Origin of the sequence: Microbulbifer sp. 2205BS26-8 (genome assembly GCF_030731025.1) — a bacterium.
GTDB classification, from domain to species: domain Bacteria; phylum Pseudomonadota; class Gammaproteobacteria; order Pseudomonadales; family Cellvibrionaceae; genus Microbulbifer; species Microbulbifer spongiae.
Genome location: NZ_JAVAMR010000018.1, coordinates 23,900 through 42,087, shown reverse-complemented (window position 1 = coordinate 42,087; position 18,188 = coordinate 23,900). Strand labels below are relative to the sequence as shown.

At 52.3% G+C, this 18,188-nt stretch carries 9 protein-coding genes; 3 read left to right on the top strand and 6 right to left on the bottom strand.

What is annotated here, in order from left to right:
- Window positions 1-5 precede the first annotated feature (5 nt).
- On the top strand, window positions 6-3,566 hold the full coding sequence (locus Q5Y71_RS08355; protein WP_306041581.1) for an indolepyruvate ferredoxin oxidoreductase family protein: 3,561 nt from the start codon (window positions 6-8) through the stop codon (window positions 3,564-3,566).
- 197 nt (window positions 3,567-3,763) lie between these two features.
- Here Q5Y71_RS08355 and Q5Y71_RS08350 read toward each other — a convergent pair whose 3' ends face one another.
- Together Q5Y71_RS08350 and Q5Y71_RS08345 are read right to left on the bottom strand one after the other, a co-directional pair.
- Complete coding sequence (locus Q5Y71_RS08350) at window positions 3,764-4,654, bottom strand: TraB/GumN family protein (RefSeq protein ID WP_306041580.1); 891 nt, start codon at window positions 4,652-4,654, stop codon at window positions 3,764-3,766.
- 223 nt (window positions 4,655-4,877) lie between these two features.
- Window positions 4,878-5,228, bottom strand: coding sequence for a hypothetical protein (locus tag Q5Y71_RS08345; RefSeq protein ID WP_306041579.1), 351 nt, complete (start codon window positions 5,226-5,228; stop codon window positions 4,878-4,880).
- A gap of 645 nt (window positions 5,229-5,873) precedes the next feature.
- Here Q5Y71_RS08345 and Q5Y71_RS08340 point away from each other — a divergent pair.
- Both Q5Y71_RS08340 and Q5Y71_RS08335 read left to right on the top strand, forming a co-directional pair.
- Window positions 5,874-14,897, top strand: coding sequence for an RHS repeat-associated core domain-containing protein (locus Q5Y71_RS08340; protein WP_306041578.1), 9,024 nt, complete (start codon window positions 5,874-5,876; stop codon window positions 14,895-14,897).
- 71 nt (window positions 14,898-14,968) lie between these two features.
- Window positions 14,969-15,352 carry a hypothetical protein gene (locus Q5Y71_RS08335; RefSeq protein WP_306041577.1) on the top strand — a complete coding sequence of 128 codons (384 nt, stop codon included), beginning with the start codon at window positions 14,969-14,971 and terminating at the stop codon, window positions 15,350-15,352.
- Between the two features lie 84 nt (window positions 15,353-15,436).
- Here Q5Y71_RS08335 and Q5Y71_RS08330 read toward each other — a convergent pair whose 3' ends face one another.
- The 4 genes from Q5Y71_RS08330 to Q5Y71_RS08315 all read right to left on the bottom strand — a co-directional run bounded on the left by Q5Y71_RS08330 (window position 15,437) and on the right by Q5Y71_RS08315 (window position 18,144).
- Window positions 15,437-15,682, bottom strand: a complete 246-nt coding sequence (locus Q5Y71_RS08330) for a SymE family type I addiction module toxin (RefSeq protein WP_306041576.1) — start codon at window positions 15,680-15,682, stop codon at window positions 15,437-15,439.
- 77 nt (window positions 15,683-15,759) lie between these two features.
- Window positions 15,760-16,026 carry a helix-turn-helix domain-containing protein gene (locus Q5Y71_RS08325; RefSeq protein ID WP_306041574.1) on the bottom strand — a complete coding sequence of 89 codons (267 nt, stop codon included), beginning with the start codon at window positions 16,024-16,026 and terminating at the stop codon, window positions 15,760-15,762.
- Window positions 16,027-16,358: 332 nt separating this feature from the next.
- On the bottom strand, window positions 16,359-17,501 hold the full coding sequence (locus Q5Y71_RS08320; protein ID WP_306041571.1) for an RNA polymerase sigma factor RpoD/SigA: 1,143 nt from the start codon (window positions 17,499-17,501) through the stop codon (window positions 16,359-16,361).
- Between the two features lie 427 nt (window positions 17,502-17,928).
- Window positions 17,929-18,144 (bottom strand): hypothetical protein, encoded by a 216-nt coding sequence (locus Q5Y71_RS08315; protein ID WP_306041570.1) that lies wholly within the window; start codon window positions 18,142-18,144, stop codon window positions 17,929-17,931.
- Between the last annotated feature and the right edge of the window lie 44 nt (window positions 18,145-18,188).

Sequence of the window (18,188 nt, the reverse complement as noted above, 5' to 3'; positions counted from 1 at the left end):
GGCGTATGACTGACATAGAGACCCGTTCCCAGTGCGCGGAGCGTACCCCGGCAAACAAACAGATCTCTCTGGAAGACCGCTACACCCTCCGCAAGGGTCGTGTACTGCTCTCCGGGATACAGGCGCTGGTTCGTCTGCCGATTGATCAGATGCGTATGGATCAATCCCGCGGCCTCAACACTGCCACCTTTATTTCCGGTTATCGCGGTTCTCCACTGGGGGGCTACGATTTGCAGCTGTCGCGGGCCAAAGGACTGCTGGAGCAGCACAATATCCGCTTCCAGCCGGGAGTCAATGAGGAACTGGCGGCGACCGCTGTGTGGGGGTCACAGCAGGTGGGCCTTTTTGAGGGCGCCGAGGTGGATGGTGTTTGCGGCATCTGGTACGGCAAGACACCGGGGGTGGACCGCTCTTGCGATGCCTTCCGCCACGCCAATGCAGCGGGTTCCTCTCCCAAGGGGGGCGCTCTGATCGTGTCCGGTGATGACCACGGCTGTAAGTCCTCATCCTATCCCGGTCAGTCTGAATTCGCTTTTGTGGATATGCATATCCCGGTACTAAATCCCGCCACCGTACAAGAAGTGCTGGACTATGGCCACTACGGCCTGGAGTTGTCCCGCTTCAGCGGCTGTTGGGTGGCGATGATTACCCTGGCGGAAAATATGGACAGCGCCGCCACAGTAGAAGTGGACCCACAACGGGTAGCGTTCATCTACCCGGAGATCGAGCGCCCCGACGGCGGCCTGAATATCCGTAAGCAGGATAGCCCCCTGGCGCAGGAGGAGCGCCTGTGGTGTTACAAGCGGCCGGCAGCCCTTGCATTTGCCCGGGCTAACCACTTAAACCGGGTGGTGTTAGAAAATCCCGGGGCCACGTTGGGTATTGTTACCACCGGCAAGGCCCACCTGGATCTGATGCAGGCCTTTGAGGACATGGGCATCGATGAGGAGAGAGTCCGGCAGATAGGCATCCGGATTCTCAAGGTGGGCATGACCTACCCCCTGGATGTACCCGGTATCCGGGCGTTTGCCCGCGGCCTGGATACGCTGTTGGTGCTGGAGGAGAAGCGCAGCCTGATGGAAGTGCAGCTGAAGGAGGAGCTGTACAACGTGCATCAGAAAGATCCCCACTTTCCACGTATTTTGGGTAAGGTGGACGAACATGATCGACCGCTGATGCCCGCTTACGGGGAGCTGTCGCCGGCTATTATTGCCCAGGTGCTGGGTACTGTGCTGGGTGATGACCGGTTGGGTGAAGACGGCAAACATCGCTTGATGCGCCTCGATGCCCTGGCCCGGCGTATCTCCCGGCAGATGAGTTCCAGTGTTTCGCGCCTGCCCATGTTCTGTGCCGGCTGCCCCCATAACCGTTCCACCAAAGTGCCGGAGGGCAGCCGTGCGCTCGCCGGTATTGGTTGTCACTATATGGCCCAGTGGCTGGATCGCGAGACCTACACCTTTACCCAGATGGGGGCCGAGGGCGTCAACTGGGTGGGACAGGCGCCGTTCACCCGAGAAAAACACGTGTTTGTGAATCTGGGTGATGGTACCTATTTCCATTCTGGTATTCTGGCGATTCGCGCTGCTGTCGCCGCCGGGGTCAATATCACCTACAAAATTCTGTTTAACGATGCTGTAGCGATGACCGGTGGTCAGCCTCACGACGGTGAGCTGTCACCGGACATGATCTGCCGGCAGGTGCTGGCGGAGGGGGTGCGGAAGGTCGTACTGGTGATGGACAACCCCCATAAATATCGTGGCATTCTGTCTTTTCCCGACGGTGTCGAGATGCGCCACCGAGATCACCTGCCTGCGGTAATGGAGACGCTGCGGGAACTCGAGGGCTGTACTGTCATCATTTATGATCAGACCTGTGCCACCGAACTGCGACGCAAGCGCAAGCGCGGCCTGCTGCCCCAGGCCGAGGGCCGCCCATTGATCAACGAACTGGTCTGTGAAGGTTGCGGTGACTGTGTGCAGCAGTCCAGCTGTATTGCCGTGGAGAAAGTCTCCACGGCACTGGGGGACAAGCGCCGGGTCAATCAGACCGGTTGTAACCAGGACCTGTCCTGTATCAATGGGTTTTGTCCGTCGTTTGTCACAGTGAAAGGAGGGCGCCTGGCCAAGAAGGCCGGGGTTGGGGATCGGCTATGCACTGAAGCGGAGAAACTCCCTGCGCCACAGAGACCTGCACTGGAGGCTCCCTACAATTTCTTGGTGACAGGTGTGGGTGGTACCGGAGTAGTGACGATCGGTGCACTGCTAGCAATGGCGGCCCATATCGAAGGGACGGCCTGCAGCACGCTGGACCAGACCGGTTTAGCACAAAAGGGTGGTGCGGTTTACTCCCATATTCGCTTTGCGGCACAGCCGCAAGTGCTACAGGCAGTACGTATCTCCGATGGCCGCGCCGATGCCTTGATGGCCTGCGACCTGATAGCTGCCGGAAACCTGGCTGCTTGTCTGACCAAACTGGACGAAACCCGCAGCCGCGCTGTTGTGAACACCCATTTGAGCCCGACGGCTGCGAGCGTATTGGGGCGGGAGGAGGTGCATTCGCCCCAGGCAATTCTGGATACCTTGAACAGTGCGGTCAGTACTCTGGATTCCGTCGAAGCGCACCGACTCACCAAATCTGCACTTGGCGATACACTTGCCAGCAATATCTTTATGTTGGGTTTTGCTTGGCAAAAAGGGTTGCTACCGCTCTCCTGTGCTGCGCTGCAGCAGGCTATCGAGTTAAATGGTGTTGCGGTGGAGGGCAACCTGCAAGGCTTTGCAGCAGGTCGGCTTGCCGCTGCAGATCCCCGGACTCTGGAAGGACTTCTCGCCAGTGCAGAAGTGCCAGCGGCATTCCCACAGGGGTTGCAAGAACTGGTGACCCATCGGGTTGAACACCTCACCGGCTACCAGAATTTGAAGCTGGCACAACGCTACCAGCAGCTGGTGGAGCGGGTGAGAGCTGCAGAAGCCCTCATTGAGCCCAAAAGCCAGGAGGCACTGGCGGAAGTGGTTGCTCGCAACTACGCCAAGTTGCTGGCCTATAAAGACGAGTATGAGGTTGCCCGATTGTATACCGACGGCCGTTTTGTCCAGTCACTGCGGAAGAATTTTAGCGGGGACTTTCGTCTGGAATTCAACCTGGCCCCGCCATTTTTGGCCCGCTTTGACAAAGTGCTGGGGCGGCCTCGCAAGATGAAATTTGGCGGTTGGATATTAAAAGCCTTCGCGGTTTTGGCCAAACTGAAATCCCTGCGCGGCACAAGCCTGGATGTGTTCGGATATACTGCTGAGCGCAGGATGGAGCGGGCCCTGATCACTGAATACGAGCAACTGGTTAACAAGGTCGTGCGTGAGCTGAGCAACCAGAACCACAGTGCAGCGATTGAATTGCTGGGCTACCCGGATGTGATCCGCGGTTATGGCCCGGTGAAAGAGGCCGCTGTGCAGGATGCGCTGCGGCAGCGCGCCCTGGCACTCAACCGGTTTGAAAACCCCAAGGGCGATCACCGCCCGGTGGCCGAGGTGGCGGTAATTGATCCCGCCGAAGTGCAGCGCGCGGGCTAGGCCGCTTGCACCAGGGGTTTGACACTGGCGTTAGTCTGTCGTGCTAGTATGCCGGTGTTACCCCAGCTGCAGCCGGTTTAACCTGCAGCCGGTCGAGAAGAGGGTTGATCGGCGATGGAGTGATGCGCTCTCATGAGTGTTTCGACACAGCGCCTTCAGGCACAGAGTCCGGCGAGTCACAAGCTATTCAATGACTGTCAAAGTTGTTCCAGCTTGTATCCGGCCTGCTCAAGCAAATGGATCACGCTCTTTTCACCCACCATGTGGCCGGCCCCCAGGATCACAAATAGAGATGGGTAGTTTGGCGCATGAGCTGCGATCCAGGCTGCCATATTTTCATTGCGCTGGAAAAACAAGGCGTCGTACAACGGCTTGTAGTCGGGGTTTTTTTTAAGCCCCTGCAGAATAATCAGGCGGTTGAGGGCATCGATGTCGCCGGCTTTCCAGGCGCGGGTGATTTTCGGCAGAAAGGAGGAGATATCCTCCAATTGGTCCAAGGTTTGCTGAAGTAGCAGTGCTGGATTTTCCAGGCTGTTGAGCAACTGGATTTGTTGCAATACTCCCTCGACTTCCAATACCGGTTTGCCGTCCCGATTGGCTTTTTTGAGAAAGTGCCTGTCTATGCCCAGTTCGGGGTTCAGGCCCTGAGCCTGCATTTCAATCATACTCATGGAGACCATGGCAATGGCCGGACGCTGACGAATAAACAGGGCCTCTGGCATGTTGTGCTTGCGCATCCAGTCTTGCAGTTGTTGGTACAGTTTCGGGGGCAGCTCATCGCGCAGGCTCCGGTCACCCTGGTAAACCGACGCCATCATGATTTTCTGCTGCAGCAGCACATCGTCCTCAGCGGCGGTGATATCGGCCTCAACGGCAATGGCATCGCTGTTTGAGTAGGCTTCTTCTATCTGAGCGCGCAGGGGGTAGAAATCCTCAGTTGCCAGATGAATGGAGCCAAGCAGATAGACAGTTTTGTGGTCTCTGGTAGCTTTCCAGAAGACACCTCTGTCTGTTTCTGCTGCCGACCCCAGCCCGGCAAACAGGAGGAGAATGGCAGTAATTGAAAAGGCTAAATAGCGATGAAACATGTCATTTTCCTGATCTTATTTGGGTCAGCGCATGTTAGCACTCTGTATTTACACTTTATACTGCAGTTGAAGGAAGAATGGCGCTACTGGCGTCTTGCATGGCAGATTGCAAAGGGTACTTACGGGAGCGACCAGACAGCTCAATTTGTGCGTACGGTATGCTGTTTTTTTCTTATCATTGTCACAAGCCTGGTCTTTTCGTGGGATCATCTAGGGGATGGGCCTAAAAGCAACGGTGTACGGCGCGGGCCTGCCTGAACAGCTGCGTCATCATTTGTATCAGGATCTCCAGCCGGTACTCGGAGCTCAAGGCATCGGAGTAGGTTGAACGCGCCACGGGCATTTGTGCGGCCTCCGTCAAATGGAACAACAGCTGTATTTGTTCGCGCAAAGTCTGGATGCCCTGCAGGTGGCGCAGGCAGCCAAATGCGCAGAAGTCTTCCATCGGAAGTGACTTGAAGCGGCCCGCAGCATAGCGCACCCTGTTAAGCGCGTTGGATGCCGGAGAGAAGAATTCGGAAAAAACGGTTTCGCTCATCAGTTCGTTGTGTAATTTTTCGCAGCGATGGGACATGGAAATTCCTGTATATCGATCAATACGCATACAGGGATCGCGTCGCGCACCTGGATGGCCATGTCAAGTACTTTTTCGTGTTTTTTATGTATTTTCTGTCCTGCTGTATCGCAGCGAAACGGGAGCCCTGGACGGTACCGCGCGCCGACTGAAAAAAGTTCAAATATCTTTTGCACGCGCACCTATGAGGCCAAATATACGTGTCAGTGCTGGAATTTTATCGCGTTAAACTCTTTTTCAGCCGGACACCGTTGCCTTTGTTGATCAACCTTTATGCAGTTTCTTACTTTGTCGCCTGTTGAAGAAAGTTGAAATGCAATTCCGCCAGGTGAGGGGAGAAGTCCTCGCGGTTTTGAGCGTGTGTGTGGCCCCCAAAGCCAATTCTGTACACATGTACCGAAGCGGGGAAATCCACTCTGACGGCATGTCATAGCGTGTAATTTCACTTTCCCCTCAGTTCAGATAGAATCCGCGCCTGCTAGGTATCCAATTTATTTTTGCTGGAGTTTCAGCCTCCTCCATAGAGGGGCTGTCGCAGATCAAGATGAATCATGCGACACTCTGGTAGTGTCGCAATAACAACGACAGATAACGATAAGCCCGGGAACGGGTATCCGCTCTTTGCTCATGGAAAGAATACATAACATGGCTTTATCGCTGGTTGCTTTTTGTTCGTATTTCAGGGGTGCAAAACAAGCAGGGCCCGAAAGACTGTGCGATTGCCAAATTTACGACGAGAGGATTGCCTGGGGGCTGTTCGTAATTAAGGCTTGTGGTGTGCTTTTCGGTATCCTGATGTCTTTTCAGGCGTTGGCTTCGGTATCAGGCCCCAGTACCAATGCCACAGGAAAATTTACGGTCAATTATAGCGCAGCGCCGTATCGTCATGATGAGGCAGAGTTACAGCTAACACGAAATGGTGCTCTGGAAATGGTTTTTACCATCGGCACTTCGAGTGGCAGCAAAACAATTACTGTAAGCGCACCGGGAACTTATACGGTCACGCACAGGACAAGGAAAACGCCTGGCTGTTTACAGCAGGGGCCTTTAGGGTGTACAGAGCCTGAGCCTGGAATCCCATGGGGAGACAGAGGAAGCCTCTCTGTTGCGGTGGCTATTCCAAAACCTGGGAACATTTCTCTTCCAACAAAAAACACAACGGGCAGTTACACCCTCACCTGGGGGGCAGCTTCCGGCTCCCCAAGTAAGTATCAGCTACAACAGCGTAAAAACAACGGAAACTGGGCCACTATTTACGATGGTTCCGCTCGTAGTAAATCCGTTTCCGCTCTGACTACAGGCGTGTATGGTTATCGCGTTAGAGCCTGTTACACCGCTTGCGGTTATTACACAGCCGAGAAGGCTATCACTCTTGTCCGTACTCCGGGTTCTATTACGGCCCAAAGCACTTCTACAAATGGCAGTATATCCATTTCTTGGGGAGATGTTTCCGGCGCTGATAAATACCAGCTTCAAGAACAGAAAAATGGTGGAAATTGGAATAATGTCTACAGCGGAACGAATAAAAGTAAGACCATTACAGGTAGAGGTACTGGAACCTACAAGTACCGTGTAGCTGCAATAAAGAATAGTATTGCAGGAAGCTATCGAACCTCTGGTGACGTCATTGTGTCCCGAGCGCCATCCGCACCAACAGGGTTGGCTGTGTCCGCCAATTCAGCGAATGGTGTTTATACTGTCAGATGGAATGCTACCCCAGATGCTGAGCATTATATCCTGGAAGAGAGCGGCGCCTCATCAAACAGTTGGTCTCTGAGCGCCACCAATAAAGAGCTGATAAAGATTACTGATGGTAGTTATTCTTATCGAATACGGTCATGTAATATCTACGGTGGTGTAACCTCATGTAGTTCATGGACGAGTAAAAAGACCGTCCAGGTTAATTTACCCTCCTTTTTTGCTCAGTCTGTTGATGGCGGTAATATTAAGCTCGTTTGGGATAACTGGCTTGTCGACAGGGTGACCTTGAGGCGCGAAAGCGAGACTATTTATGACTCTGGATGGGGCTATTCAGGGCAATCCCGCACCTTTTCTGATCGTGTAAGCGAGAGTGGTAGTTACACTTACACGCTGGCGGGGTGGAAGTGCATTGATGAAGGAAATAACGGTTCTTGTGTAAAAAACCCAATGGGAAGTAGAGGGCCTATCTCGGTTAATGTCGTAATTAAGCCCAGTGTTCCTACATTAACCATTGATACGGGTACTGCTGTTAATGTTTCTTATAGTGGTGCATTAAAGGTTATATCTAATAGCACTGGACCCATTGATAGAGTTCAATGGCAAATCAGGGCAGCTGGGGCTAATTGGCCGACAACAAGCCAGTATGCCACCAGCTCTACTTTTACTGTGTCAAATTTGGAAGATGGTAATTACCAAATACGCACTAAAAACTGTAATTCCAGCGGGTGTAGTGATAACTGGAGTTCAAGTATTCCTTTTGAAGTGTGGAACTTAGCTTCACCCTCCCGGCCAGTTATCTCCGCTATAGCTAACAGTGTTAACGGTATAGTTAATATTGAATGGCAGGATTTAACCGATGAATCCGTACATAAATATGAAATTTATGAGAATGGAGGAGGTTCCCCCAAATTCACCCTGTCGAGTACTTCTGGAAATAAAAAAGCGCCCAATACGCCCCATAGTTATACGCCAAATAAACTGCCTGATGGTAACTACAGTTATACAGTTAGAGCCTGTAATCCTGCAGGCTGCTCCTCTCCAAGTGTTCCTCAGTCATTTATTGTTGCACATAGCCCTGCCAAACTCGGGGCACCATCTCACTCAGAAACCAGTAATGGGACGGTATATGTAACATGGAATTCAGTGCCTGGCGCTCATATTTATTATGAATTAAGGCAGCGCAAGGCCAGCGGCCAATGGTCTGATGCAGACATTGACAGCATTCAGAATAATGAAGCCACCGTTAGGGGGCTTACACAAGGTGATTGGCAATTCTCAGTTCGGGCCTGTAATAAATTCGCATGGGCTTGTAGCGATTATAGCGATGGCTCTGCAGCAGTAACGGTAACGCCTACACCGAACTGGGCGAGTACGGATTATGTACATACAGAGGATAGCTTTGGTACTGCCGGGCCCCTTGCGATACATGATAGAACTATTGGGGCATTGACCGCCGGTGGCGAAGTAGTTGGGGGGGAGGCCAGCTATCAAGTAGCCATTAATATCCCACCTGGCAGGAATGGCCTACAACCGAGCATTGGCTTCAAGTACTCAAGCCAAGGTGGGAATGGGGTGCTTGGAATGGGGTGGTCTATTTCTGCTGCACCCTCTATTAGTCGCTGTGGAAAAACTCTAGAGCATGACGGAATTACTAAATCGGTTGAATATAGCGCCAGTGAAGATCGACTTTGTTTGAGTGGTCAGCGTCTACTCTTGATTAGCGGCAGCTATGGAAGTTCCGGAGCAGTATACCGCCTCGAACTTGATGACTTTACGCGTATCACCTCTTTTGGTGGGATCAACTCTAATACATCCTACTTTAAAGCTGAGTTAAAAAATGGCCGGGTTCGTTTTTATGGAAGCACTTCTGACAGTCGTCATACGCCAGAGGGTGCCCCGGCGCCGCTTAACTGGGCACTCAGTCGAGAGCAGGATCGCACTACTAACAAAAACTCTATTGCTTATTACTACAAAAAATATAGTGCTGGAGAGTATTTGTTAAGTGATATCTATTATACAGGTAATGAGGCTGAACTAGGGAATCGGAGAATTAGCTTACAATATGAGCCCAGACCTGACATTTCCTCTAGGTATTTAGCTGGTGGTTTAACGCGACAAACCAAACGTCTGGCTAAATTGGTAACCTATGTTGGATCATCCAAAGTACTTGAATACCGTGCAGGGTATAAATCGAGTATGGCATCTAATCGCAGCCTTTTAACAAAATTGCAGGAATGTGGTTATGAAAGTTTTTCAATTGAATGTGTTGAGCCGGTTAATTTCACCTGGGAAGATAGTGTACCGAAATTTACATTGGAACCCGTAGGATACTTGAATTCTTCCGGAAGCATGGTCAAGCAGCTTCAAGACAAGCGTAAAATTGAAGACGTTGTACCAAAGGGCGATGCCAATGGTGATGGTGTCGTCGATTGGCGAACCTGGCAGAGCGATGCCGAAGGAAGATTCGTTTCTTCTAAAACAGATGACCTGCAAACCTGTGGTTTCAACTTTATTACCCATGAAAATCAATGTGCTTCAGGAGACTTTAATCAAGACGGGAAAACAGACAGCTGGCGCTCAAACGCTGGTATATTAGAGCTTTCTTACGCGCCAAATAACTGGATTTCCACCGAGGTTAAATTTGCTGGTGGCACAGGGGAGTTTGTTTCCAACATATCTGACTTTAATGGGGATGGTTGGCCGGATTTGCTGATAGAGCGCGGGGATTATGAGGAGGCCGCCATATACTTGTATTTGCATACCGGAAATAGCGCCACTCCATTTGTAGAGAATGGAGATAAGATATTCACCTACGAATATGATGGTGACCACCGCAAAGTGTCTATGCAGGTTATGGGAGACATGGATGGGAATGGGTTACCGGATTTCATGGCGTTTAGTCACTTTTTACAGCCAACTGGCCTAAACGTTTCACAGCAGCCACTACCAATACTTCTATTTTTGGCGAGCAGTAGTTCTAAGAACTCTGTCACATTTTCTACGGTCAACCTGAATCCATATACTAATGACTTTCTCAAGTTTCATTACTTTATGGATGTAAATGGGGATGGCTTACAAGACTGGATTGCTTATAGCGATACTGGTGTATTGTCTCTAAGACTAAACATGGGATCCGGACAGTTTTCCAGTTGGACTGAATTAGAAAATAGTGGAGGATTGATTGAAAATAGAGTTATCAGGTACTGGGACGACAACATGTCGGAATGGGTGCCAGCAGTATACGCAAAGTATGGCGGGAGTTTTAGGCAGGTCGATATAGATGCAGATGGTCGGGCGGAAATACTGGTACCCGGCACCAGGATTGTCAGCTCTTGCCAAAAACTAAGAAGCTATGAGGGGGGGCCAACCCTTAGATGGATCACAGTTTGCGGTAATGACCTTTATACCAAAATGCTCGACTATTCGCCGAATGGTGTACAAAGAACGCAGCCTATTGATGTTAACGAGCTGGATGATAGTGTTTATAAATACAATGTCATTAAGTTTATAGAGAAAAGTGATGGCACTTTTAGGGTCGAACTGGTTCCTACGGAAATTGTTGGATCTGCGACTCAGACAGCAGTTTTTGATGGTTTCGGCAATGGCTTAGAGGATTTGGTTTTTACCTATGGGTGCCGCAACGAGTTGTGCTCAATATCTGATAGCAGTGGTGCTATGGGAGGTAAGCCATTCGGTGTTTATGTAAACCGAAACCGCGGCTCTGCAACAGGTGATGAGCGTTACGCACCCACCGACATACTCATTGCCGCAGAAAATGGCTTCGGTGTGCGTGACGAATGGCACTATCGCCCGCTGTCTTCCCGTGACGACCGCTACCATAGCAGCGCAAAACCCTTCTATGAGCGCGGCGGCTATCTGGATAGCCTGCCAACCTCGGTGCAGGACGATCACTTCGAATTCACCTCCAGCATGTATGTAGTGGCCGAGCACCGCCAGTCCAATGGGGTGGGTGGCCTGAATACAAAACAGTACCGCTACAAAGGGGCCGTATTCAATAACAAGGGCCGTGGCTTCCAGGGCTTCCATACTATTATCGAAGAAGACCTCGCCGCGGATATTGAGACCCGCTCCGACTTCCACCAGGTATTCCCGCTGGCAGGCAAGCTGCACAAACAGCGCAAATGGGCGCTGGGGGACCGATCGTCGGATACCAGCGGCGTTGCGGCCTTTGATGAAACCGATTTCCAGTGGCAGTTCTGGCCCAGGGGACGTCATACGTCCCCAGTCATTGTCGATGCCTTAACAGATCAGTGGAGTGTCTCTGCCAATGATCCCTATTTTGTCGGCCGTAAAAAGCAGAGCGCGATTCAGCGCACCCTGAAACGATCCGGAAGCAGCCGTACCCATGTGTACACCCGGAGCCAGAGCAGCAGCTTTGACCAATGGGGCAATACCCTGCGTGAGGAAAACAGTTACGAGGAGGCCAACAGCGCGCATATTGTTCTCTCTACCACGGATACCCAATATGTGGCCGCAGACCAGACCAACTGGTGGATCAACAAACCCCTGCGGCAAACGGTCAGGAAAGCCCCTGTCCAAAACCGCAACGGCGTTTCCATTGCCGCCAATACTGATGCACAACAGTCTGTGGTAGTGGATTTCCTGCAATGGGACAATAATGTCCGCCAGCCCACACGGGTGAAAACCACGCCCGGCAGTGGCAAATGGACCCAGATAGACACGATCTACACCAGTTACGGCCTGCCGAAAAAAGTGACCACCACCGCCCAGGGGGAAGCGCAGCCCCGGGTGGTGGAGACCATCGCCTTCAGTAGCGATGGCTACTTCCCCAGAACGGTAAGAAACGCCCTTGGCCATGCGGTGACAACCGAAACTAATGCCGGGTTCGGCAAACCGGACTCGGTCACCGATGCCAATGGCCTTACCATCCGCTACAGCTACGATGCCTTTGGCCGGGCTATGACTGTTACCGCCCCGGAGGCTTCCGGGCTCAAGGCGGCTCCCGATGCCCATACCGCTCTGCAATGGTGTAACGGCGGCTGCAGCCGCGCGCCGGATGCGGTGTTCAAAACCATCCAGCAGCAGGCTGGCACACCGGAGCAGATTACCTATCACGACCAGCTCGGTCGCGTGATTCGCACCGAAGTGCAGGCCTTTGATGGCAGCGACTGGATTGCGCGCACGGTAACCTATAACGCCCTTGGCCAGACCACCTTCGAATCGGTACCGCACTACGCCAGCAGCGGCACCAGTTACGGCACCCGCTACCTGAATTACGACACCTTCGGTCGCGCTCTGCGCAAGACGGTAAACCAGACCAGCGGCCAGCAACTGGATGTGACCTACACCCACGAACAGGGCAGTGGCTTTACCACCCGTATCCAGGTCAATGGCCGCACCATGAGTCGCACCTATAACGGCCTGCAGCAGCTTACCGAAACCGTCGATGCCCTCGGTGGCAGTACCCGCTATGCCTACGATGGTGCCGGTAACCCCATTGTGCTGCAGGATGCCAACGGCAACCGTATCACCGCCAGGTACAACGCCCTCGGCCAGAAAGACTGGGTGGACGATCCCAATATGGGTTCCAAGTCCTTTACCTATACCGGCTTTGGCGAAGTGGAAACCGAGGTCGACGGCAACCTGGATGTTATCAGCTTTACCTATGACCGCCTCGGGCGTATGGATAGCCGCAGTGTGAATGGCACAGAGGAAGCCAGCTGGACTTACGACAGCGCCGCCAACGGCAAGGGCCTGCCCGCACGGGAGAGCCGCAGCGATGCCAGCTATGCGCGCAGCTACAGCTATGATGCCCTCAGCCGCCCCGACAGAGTCACCACCGCCATTGACGGTGAAGACTTTGTTACACTGAACCACTATGACCGCCACTATGGTCGCCTCAAGGGGCTCAGCTATCCCACCGGGCTGACTCTGCAATACAGTTACAACCCCACCGGCTATCAGTTTCGCACCAGCAATGCCGCCAGCGGCTACACCTACCGGGAAATCACCCAGATGGATGCCTGGGGCGAATGGGAATTTGCCAGTGTTGGTGCCAGCAACTACACCATCGGTCGGGACTTTCACAGAGAAACCGGCCAGATGGCCGGCACCACCTTCGATAGCCAGGTGCAGAACCACCAGAGCATTGCCTACAGCTACGACAGCTTCGGGAACCTTGCCCAGCAGGTAGTGCAACTGCCCTCGGAAAGCCCCGCCCTGAATGTGGAGAGTCACACCTACGACGCCCTCAACCGCCTCGACTACAGCACCCGTACTGACGGTCCCGGTATCGATTACGATTATGATGCTATCGGCAACCTGCTCAAGAAAGATGACTTCGCCAGCAGCTACCGCTACACCGGCGGCAGCACTGGCGGCCCCAGTGCCGTCAAGAGCGTCAGCCTGATAGGCGGCGGCAGCAGGACCTACGGCTATGACGGCAACGGCAATCGCACTCATGAAAACGGTGCGCAGCAAGTGTGGTACAACGCCTTCAACAAACCCACCCGCATCAATCGCAACGGCGCCAACCTGCACTTCTACTACGGCGCCGACCAGATGCGCTACAAGCAGGTAAACCAGGCCAGTGGCAAGACCACCCTGTATATCGACAAGCTGTTTGAGAAGATCACTACTGGTACGGAAACGAAATATCGATACTTTATCGACGATATTGCCGTAGTTACCACCACGGAAAGTGCCGATGACACCGCGCACACCATCGGCTTTGCCCACCGTGATCGGCTCGGCTCTGCTGCGGCTATCGGTGACAGCGAGGGCAATCTGAAAGAAAGCCACAGCTTTGATCCTTTTGGCAAGCCGCGTCTTGGCAATGTCCTTGACAAGGATGAAGCCATCCTGGAGAGTGCCTACACCACCCGTGGATTCACCGACCACGAGCATCTGGATGATGTAGAACTGATCCATATGAACGGGCGGGCCTATGACTACAACCTGGGGCGGTTCCTGTCGGTGGATCCGATCATCCAGGCGCCGGGGAACTCGCAGTCCTTGAATCCCTACAGCTATATCATGAATAATCCGCTGGCGGGGACTGATCCGAGTGGGTATTGCGCGGCGTCGCGTCTTGAAGGTGTTTGTGGAAGTCTTCCTAGCCATTGGGGTGGTAATGGAGGAGGGAGAGCTAAAAAGCGCAGTGATGGATTTAATCACGCGAAGTTTGAAAATCCTTTAAATGGCGCAGTCAGTGCAGTTTTGGAGGGTGTTGGTCTACAGTCGACCGATATTGGGAGTCAGGCTAGTCGGGAGAATTTGGAGGGGGATCAGGGTGCTACCGATTCTGACCAGAGTGGTGAAGGAGCAACAAATCAAGCAGGTATTGGCGGGATCGCTTCTGTTGGTTTAGCACTAACTGCAACTGGTAGTGAAGCGGGTGCAGCAGCTGGGGGAATTTTAGGGCGCATCGGCCAACTACTTTTTGGAACTCCTGTTGGTGCGGGTGTGGTCTCAGCAATATTCCCGATACAAACGGCAGGCCCTGAGGATACGCAGCTGAATAGTCAGATCTATCCAGGGTTTGATATAAAAGAGTTCGAAAGAATCCAAGCAGCCGCTCTTTCTCAAGCTAGAACGGCAGATGGTGGCATAGCTCTTTATCATGGTACTAACTACAAATCGGCTATTGCACTTTTAAGCGGCGCTCCACTAGAAGTTGGTAAGGCACTTGAATTTCAGCACGAAAGCAGAGCAGATTTAGGTTTTTATCTTGCGACAAGTCCTTTCACTGCGGAGCACTTTGCTTCAGTACAAGGTGGCCTAAAAGGTGATGGCGGAGTGGTTCTATCATATATGTTAACGAACCAAGCACTATCTGGGCTTTCTGCGAGCGGAGCCTACTTCCGTAATATCCAAGGTAATAATAGCTATACACCTGGCTATGAATATTACATACCACCAAATGCTTTTGAGACATTTAATGCTTTGAGGGCGTCTAATCAAATCCAAGTGTTCCCAACGGAGTAGTGATTGTCATGAGGAAGGTGAAGCTTGTAAGCGATCCTGTTGAAACTATACGCAATAATCCGGAGAGGTATTTGGGAAGTAAAAAAATCTCTGGGAATATACTATTGAGCCTAATAGAGCAAGATGCAAATTTGTTAGGCTGTGGTGAGGTTGGAGCGCATATTATTGATGGGTGGTATATTGTTTCTTCGAGCAGTGATTGGATAAAGAAAAATTCTCAAAATATAGATTCTTGGTTGGAGGTTTTTAAGAAGCTAATACCTATGTCAGAAGCCGGAGTGAATGCAATTAGGCATGAAATATTTTTAATGGCTTTTGCTGAAAGCGTCTTTATATTAGAAAAAGGGAATGTTGTTTTGCTAAAAGGAGACTTCCCAAGTGATAGTGTTTTGGAGTGTATTGAAAGGGAAGGTTTAGAGGAAAAGTTTTCCGTCGGATTTTGTATGAAGCAATAGGTGAAATCGATGGGGTCGGACTCGATCGATTTAACCATCAAGGCCCCGACAGAGCGATCTGTCGGGGCTTTCTGTTTAGCAGGCTTATTCAACAGTCAGCACCAAACACCCCGCCATCACCCTGACCTTGACCGGCGTATTGATCTCAAACCCCGCTTGGCGCAGCCAGTGGCCTTTCATCTGAATCCACGGCACTGAGCGGTTGCCGGAGTAGGGGGACTGCGCCTTGAGGCGGTATTCATAGTAGGTCTCGCTCACCTTGATGTAGCGCTCTTCGCAGGGTTTGCTTTTACGCAGGCGTACGCCTGTTTTACCATTGCCGGTAGCCATGACTCACTCCAATCCAGTGGGTTGTGGTTAGCCTGTCTGGTGGGGGGCAACCCACCAGACAGGTGCCTTGATACCTTTTATGCGGTGCCGGTCCAGCGCCTCGCTTCATATTTAACGATCATGCCTTCAAGCAGTTCCCGGATAACCTTTTGCTCCTCCTCGTCCAGTCGCTCGACGGCTTCAAAGAGTAGCCTCATCTTGTCGCCAGGCCCGCGCTCATCCTTCTCGAAGACCAGTTCATCCAGGCTGACATGTAAAGCCTTCGCCAGCTTGATCAACCCTTCTAGGGTAGGTTGAGCCGACCCTGACTCATAGCGTCGAATCTGGTTGATATGCAACTTCATCCAAACTTGTAGCGCCCCACTTTAAGATCGCACATTTTCCCAAATTACCGTTATAAGGGGGCGTCGGCATTACGATGTAAAAATGGTTGAAAAGCAGGGGATCGTTAGGTAGTAGTTTGGGAATTCACACTGTATAATTGGCGCTTGCGGTAATGGATTTACACATAACCTCAGGTGGGTAACTCACTGCTAAAAGCTGTCTTTAAGACTAGTAGGAATGCTGTTGGTGGCAAGCGCATTGAGCCTGTCGGAGTGGCCCCCCAGCGCACCGGATACATGAACTACAGAGGAGAGAAACCGATGTCAGCAGCATGTCGGTTGCGGGCAATGTGCTATCGCCACTGTCGTTTCAGTTGGCGAAGGGCATCCGAGTGGAGTTGACGAGCACGCTCCTGACTGAGGCCGAGCTGTTCGCCGATAACACGAAAAGAGCAGTCCTTGTCAGAGACTAGGCCGTAACGCAGATTTAATACGGTACGCTGTCGCGCCGGCAGGCGTTCCACCGCTTCGCGCAACCGCTCTGCCAGTTCCTGATTGGTGACCAGCTCATCGGTGTTGTACAACTCGTCGGCAGGGGCATAGTCGAGTCGGGTGCTGCTCTGGTCATCCGCGACAGGGTCGTCAAGGGAGCCGGTGGGACCGGGCAACTTCAGCAGGCTCTGGATGCGTTCCAGGTCCAATCCAGTGTGTCCTGCAAGATTCTCATCTGAGGCCGGCAACCCCTGTGCGCGCACTTCGCCAATCGCCCGGTATATGGCCCGAAGGTCGTCCTGGACATTGGCAGGCTGGCGCACCAGGTCCTCATTGCGGCGCAGAGCCAGCTGGATTTCCTGCTGTATCCACCAGTAGGCATAGGTTGAGAAGCGATAGCCCATCTGGGGTTTAAAGCGCTCTATGGCTTTCATTAATCCCACATTGCCCTCCTGAATCAGATCGATAAAGGGCACTGCCGGATTGCGAAACCGCTTGGCAATGGCAATGACCAGGCGCAGGTTGCATTGGATCAGTTTTTTGCGTTGTTTTTGGAAGCGCTGTAGCAAGCTGGTCAGCCGACTGCGGTCTCGCGGTAAAAGATCCCCCTGTGCCAGAAGCTCCTGTGCATGGCTGATGATCAGGCCGTGGTCATAGGCCCCGGTACTGCCTCTTTGCTCAACACCCTCGCTGCGCAACTGCACAGTCTGTTTGCCGTAGTGTTGCAACAGGGCGATTAATCGGTCCTCCAAATCCCGTAGCAGGCAGGTGGTACTGTGTTCTTCTTCGGGAGTGAGTAAGTCGAGCCGGTACAGGTGCTTGAGATAGCTTTGCATTGGGGTGCTGCCGCTCTCAGTGAGCGGCTCCCCTGCAGTGGGGATCTCTCCGATATCTGTTCCAGGCTCCGGTGTATGGTCGCAGGCATCTGCGCCGGAACCGGAGAGGGTTTCATCTGTATCCTTCAGCCAGTCTTCATCCCTTGAGTAAAACGGTTCTCGGGACAAATGCCTAAACTCTCTGTACGCTGTAAATTGTTAGGTCTTGGCACAGTTTGGCGCCAAATTCACTTTAAATATAGTTGAATGTTGAAATAAGCGCCTATTTCAAAGCAGACTCTTGAGTCTCATCTCATTGTGAAGTGGGCGTAAGGCTCAACCTGAGCAATACCTATGGATAGGCAGAGGCGGGGGCTGTACTTGGCTCTGTCCTCAGTAGGGTGTTATATGGCTATCTTAAGCGTTTGACGCGGATCCTGCTCCTGTCTTCTGCAGGCTTCATAAAGAAAGAGCCCAGGAGTCCACGCTCTACAACTACTGGGTCGCCGGCTTTCCAGTGTACTCGGCTGCCATCGCTCTGTCCCCAAATCTGGCCGTTATCCAATGTGATTATCCGCTTATTGTGAGCGGCTGCCCGGATATGGGTGATTATGGCCTAAATAGATTGCGGGGCTTGTGAGATTTGTTTCTGCTCGCGGCCAAAATTCTGTTCGGCGCTTTGTTCGAGGGCGGCGTTAAGCTTGTCATAGCATATCAAGCGGCTGGAGTCGGGCATGATGCGGGAGCATTGCTGGAGCTGCTCGTTCAGAGTATTGGCAGATACACCGGGAGCCAGCAGGGCTAACAGGGAGAGCGGGAGTAGTACTTTCATCACTGATATTGTCTTGCTATTTATTGCCTATATTTTGCCCGAGT

Coding starts and splice junctions, on each gene's coding strand:
- Q5Y71_RS08345 (WP_306041579.1), bottom strand. CDS start 5,228: ATGTCCCATCGCTGCGAAAAATTACACAACGAACTGATGAGCGAAACC.
- Q5Y71_RS08340 (WP_306041578.1), top strand. CDS start 5,874: ATGGCTTTATCGCTGGTTGCTTTTTGTTCGTATTTCAGGGGTGCAAAA.
- Q5Y71_RS08355 (WP_306041581.1), top strand. CDS start 6: ATGACTGACATAGAGACCCGTTCCCAGTGCGCGGAGCGTACCCCGGCA.
- Q5Y71_RS08330 (WP_306041576.1), bottom strand. CDS start 15,682: ATGGCTACCGGCAATGGTAAAACAGGCGTACGCCTGCGTAAAAGCAAA.
- Q5Y71_RS08325 (WP_306041574.1), bottom strand. CDS start 16,026: ATGAAGTTGCATATCAACCAGATTCGACGCTATGAGTCAGGGTCGGCT.
- Q5Y71_RS08350 (WP_306041580.1), bottom strand. CDS start 4,654: ATGTTTCATCGCTATTTAGCCTTTTCAATTACTGCCATTCTCCTCCTG.
- Q5Y71_RS08315 (WP_306041570.1), bottom strand. CDS start 18,144: ATGAAAGTACTACTCCCGCTCTCCCTGTTAGCCCTGCTGGCTCCCGGT.